This is a genomic window from Vibrio sp. 10N.222.48.A3, from assembly GCF_041475345.1.
In the GTDB taxonomy this organism is placed as follows: Bacteria; Pseudomonadota; Gammaproteobacteria; order Enterobacterales; family Vibrionaceae; genus Vibrio; species Vibrio tasmaniensis_A.
On the sequence record NZ_JBFRVX010001108.1, the window covers coordinates 1 to 4,180 of the forward strand.

The following is a 4,180-nucleotide window of genomic DNA, read 5'->3' on the forward strand; positions in this document are numbered from 1 at the left end:
CGTATTTAAACCGTCTGTATCCTTACAACCAATGTAAACATGCTTTCCATTGCTTAGGCTTAACTTCAGCGCTGAACCTATCGATACATTATATAACCAACCATCGCTCAACATGCGGATGCCAATACCTTGATACCACTTGCTTTGATAAAACGATGTCTCCGTTATGTCTGACACTTCTACATTCTTACGCCAAAAACCAAAACCGAAATACCAGCTCAATGCATTGCCTTTGACCTCAATTGTCATGGAGAAAAAGAGCAAAGCAATTAACCCGTTGATGGCGTGAGCGATGAATGTTCCGGAGTTATTATCAGACGTAATGACAATGAAAGCACTTATCGAAACAAGGATGAGCAACAACCCCTTGTTGTATTCCTTACTATAAAACACAGTTATATCTCCTATAGACAACGAACAACCAATTACCTAGCCAACAGCTATCTTACTGCGGCCTTTCTAAATAATAGTGGCAAGTAATGAAAGTAGATTCCCCAAAACCAAGTAGCTTCACCTTGATACTACCGAACCAAAGTATCAAACCAGAATAACCTCGTTCCGGATCTAAACCTTGTTTATAAAGCACATCGAATCTACATTAGCCACTTGGCTATGCCTTGACCCATTCGGATCGCAGGACAGCCAAAACTACGGTATCCCACCACCGCCCTTTGAAAAAACGATGCTCTCTAAAGTGCGCTTCTTGACGCATACCTAAAGACTTACAAAGCTTAATGGCAGGTAAATTCTTACTGATTGTCTCCGCATAAATGCGGTGTACACCCAATGTTGAAAAACCAAAATCAGCCAAAGCGAGAGCCGCTTCATTGCTTAACTTATGGCCTTGATATTGTCTTGAAAACGCACACCCCATTGAAGCTTGCTGATTGTCTTCTAAACGCAAACAAACAGTACCAATGAACTGCCCTGTGCTCTTATATTCAACTGCGAGTTGATATGATTTCCTTGGTTCTTCAGAAGCCTGGGCTATAAACAAGTTGGTTAACTCTTTATATTTAATAGGATCACAGTCACTTTCATCATAGAAACGCTGATATTTGGCATCTTGAGACATCGCCACGAAAGCATTTTCATCGCCAGGATTCATATCCCTAATAATCAGCCGCTTTGTCTCAATTTTAAACATCGAAAGTTCCTTTTCATCGTTGTAAGCTAACGCCCAATAACGTAACCAAATACACTCAAATCTACCATCTAAATCACTAAAGCAAAGCCGAACTGAAACTGCCAAGTGTTAACTGTCGGCTTAAATTACTCGCTATATTTCTTGATTTATAGCTTTCACCTAGTCAATTAAAGTATCGTATTCATACTCAATCCCTATTTGTTATGCCTGTTCTAACCCTTTCAGGGTGCTTGGTACTATTATTTTATGAAATGGCGTAACGAAGAACATATAGATCTTACCAAACACATTATTCACATGAACCACGGTATTTGCGTGAACAATCACGGTTTCTCCTTCAGGCTCAATAAGAAAAGAAACTCGGACATTAAGATGTTTATCACAGTCTTCTAATACAACTTCATTCTCAGTTGAACTGACCAGTGTAAAAATACCGACTCGTTCGCCTACTACATATTCTGAACCTAATTTATCTCGGGATACATCTTGTAGACCACCCAAATTTTTTAAACCGAGTTTCGATACAACCCAGTTTCTCGTAGACATCAGAAATGCAATCCAAGTCGGTGTTTGAGTTGCTATTTCAAGAAATACTTCAATAGCAGTTTGGTTGTTGTATTTTATTTTTTTTGAAAAGCTATCACAGAAATATGAATTTTTGGAATACTCGCTCAATAGTGACTTCTTGGGTATAGACATAAACTCTCCTTGATGATGAAAAGTCGACAATGCGCCATAGCGACTAATATGGACTCCCCCTCCTGAGGAACTGCCACACTTAAGTGGGATTACACCGGAGGTAACATGTCTGATGATTCTTACTTCAGCGGTATCACTCTAACTAAAAAACACTTTAGCCTTCATGCCGCAGACCAACATGGCAAGGCAATACTTAAAAGTCAGTTACTCGATCTTAATTACTAATCTCATACTCGTTTTTTATACGGGGCAATTCCTCATATGTACTGATTGCTTTAACTGCACCGCTTAGATCATTTTTACCATTAAAGCTATGCTTAACAGCAATGACATCACAGCCACTAGATTTACCAGCACGAATACCCGCTGTGGAATCTTCAAACACAATTGTTTGGCCAGGTGAAGCCGCTAATCTACCAAGAGCTAAAGTATAGGCTTCAGGATCCGGTTTATGCTTAGTTACATGCTCCTGTGTGATAACAAGGTCAAAAGCATTCTCTAGCTGCAACGAGGTTAAAATATTATCAACCATCCATGTTGCTGCTGAACTAACAACTCCACACTTTTTCCCTGCTAGTTTTAACTGTTCTATGTAAGCCTTAGCCCCAACATTTAGCTCAAGACCATCATTGAGCATCTGTTCGTAATGAGCTCGAAAGTGGTAATTAAACTCTTCTAAGTCAGGAGCAATATTAGCATTTTCAAAAAAGTGACCCGTTACAACCTGCCAACTTTCCCCCATAACATCTTTGTAAATGTTGTGGTCTACGTGTGCGCCATAATCTAAACAAGCTAATGCTAACGCTTTGCCCTTTAAAGGCTCTGAATTTACTAATGTTCCGTCCATATCGAACAGATAAACTTCGTAATCTTTCAATTCACTCTCCATGTTAGATTTTTCAATCTCGTATAAGCCTAGTTAACCAGTGAAAAAAACAATGCAACCAAACTAATATGACTACCTTACCCACAAAAGCCGACCATTACAAAAGTGCCGAGCGTTTTGGAATCCAGTTAAACAATCTATTAGGTGATGGCTACGATAGTAGGCAATAAAGTAGTGGCAACAAACTAGCGAGCAATAAGCTGTGCCCAACAGACGTACTCTCTAATTTTGTCACAATGGTTGATTTAGCAGACTCGTTTTCAATTAACGAACTAGCAGAAACGCCAGCCATGTTACTAGGGTCACTATATCCGACCTTAAGACCGGAAAAAGACAAAAGTGAACCCAGAGCAAGAAGAATTAGCATTGAATAGAACGCATAATCACTAGAAAATGCTAGTTTCAAATAGCCTGTGAAATACTCGAAAGTAACTACAATTAGCAGTGCTAATAAATTTGATAGCACTATCAACCTTACGAATTTAAACATATTCCCTCTGATACCAATAGAACAGCTAACGTCCCAATAAACGGTGAGTGTACGAGTGCCATAATGAAGCGAAACGGAATCGGCACACGTTTATGAATCCGACTTAACTGCTTTGTGAACTGGCTTTTCTAGCGATCACTAAACCATGATTACTTGATCCCAAAAGGCTTGCTTCGTCGCAATTTGCCAAATGATAATCTAACCATGTCTGATATTGGGATGGCGTAAAGTTATTAACACCGTTAGATATGTAACGTCCAAATCCATCTGTTGCTGCGTGTCCAATTACATTAAACCCATTTTTGTTTACAAGATTTTCAATTTCACTAGGCGTTGCGAAATACCCGACCTTGAAACAACTATCGGCTTTAGCGTTTGATACCGTGCCATGTTTATTTAACTCTAAAAGCACCTCCGGAGTGACTAGCTCTGGAAATTGTTGGGCAAACATACCAGCGACAAAGAAACGTGAAATATAGGCTATGGCTAGTACACCATTTGGCTTTAAAATCCTTAGTGCTTCATTAACCGCAAGCTCTCTTTCATGCAGAGTTTTTAGGTGGTACAAAGGCCCAAGAATTACACAAACGTCTTGAGAGCTACTTTCGATAAATGACACATCACAAGCATTACCCTCAAACACTTTTAACTCAAGACCTTCAGATTTTACTTTAGTATTTAAAATCTTCACTTGGTCAGGCGCAAGTTCTACTGCTGTAACATCACAACCTAATTTTGCAAAATGTAAGGAATAGCGCCCCGTTGCTGCTCCTAACTCACATACTGATTTTCCTTTAAGTAAATAAGGTGTGAGTTTATGTATCGTAGTATCAAACTCTAACTGAGCAATATATTGCCGAGTTAGCCTTTCATCTTCGTTTGCACCCGTATATTGGGCTATCAATTCTTCCATTGTTCACATCCCCTTTGCCAGTGAGCACCCAATTAAGTAGCTGAC

Annotated in this window: 6 protein-coding genes; all 6 read right to left on the reverse strand. The window is 39.4% G+C overall.

The window, feature by feature from the left end; genetic code table 11:
- A partial coding sequence (locus tag AB4653_RS24055; RefSeq protein WP_372105503.1) for a hypothetical protein occupies nucleotides 1-414 on the reverse strand: 414 nt, incomplete at its 3' end.
- Between the two features lie 196 nt (nucleotides 415-610).
- Nucleotides 611-1,147, reverse strand: a complete 537-nt coding sequence (locus AB4653_RS24060) for a GNAT family N-acetyltransferase (RefSeq protein WP_102257380.1) — start codon at nucleotides 1,145-1,147, stop codon at nucleotides 611-613.
- A gap of 201 nt (nucleotides 1,148-1,348) precedes the next feature.
- Nucleotides 1,349-1,846, reverse strand: a complete 498-nt coding sequence (locus AB4653_RS24065) for a DUF2867 domain-containing protein (RefSeq protein WP_170962730.1) — start codon at nucleotides 1,844-1,846, stop codon at nucleotides 1,349-1,351.
- Between the two features lie 214 nt (nucleotides 1,847-2,060).
- Nucleotides 2,061-2,735, reverse strand: a complete 675-nt coding sequence (locus AB4653_RS24070) for an HAD family phosphatase (RefSeq protein ID WP_017103061.1) — start codon at nucleotides 2,733-2,735, stop codon at nucleotides 2,061-2,063.
- A gap of 148 nt (nucleotides 2,736-2,883) precedes the next feature.
- On the reverse strand, nucleotides 2,884-3,222 hold the full coding sequence (locus AB4653_RS24075) for a hypothetical protein (RefSeq protein ID WP_102257378.1): 339 nt from the start codon (nucleotides 3,220-3,222) through the stop codon (nucleotides 2,884-2,886).
- Between the two features lie 103 nt (nucleotides 3,223-3,325).
- Nucleotides 3,326-4,135 (reverse strand): class I SAM-dependent methyltransferase, encoded by an 810-nt coding sequence (locus AB4653_RS24080; RefSeq protein WP_372105504.1) that lies wholly within the window; start codon nucleotides 4,133-4,135, stop codon nucleotides 3,326-3,328.
- Nucleotides 4,136-4,180: the final 45 nt, after the last annotated feature.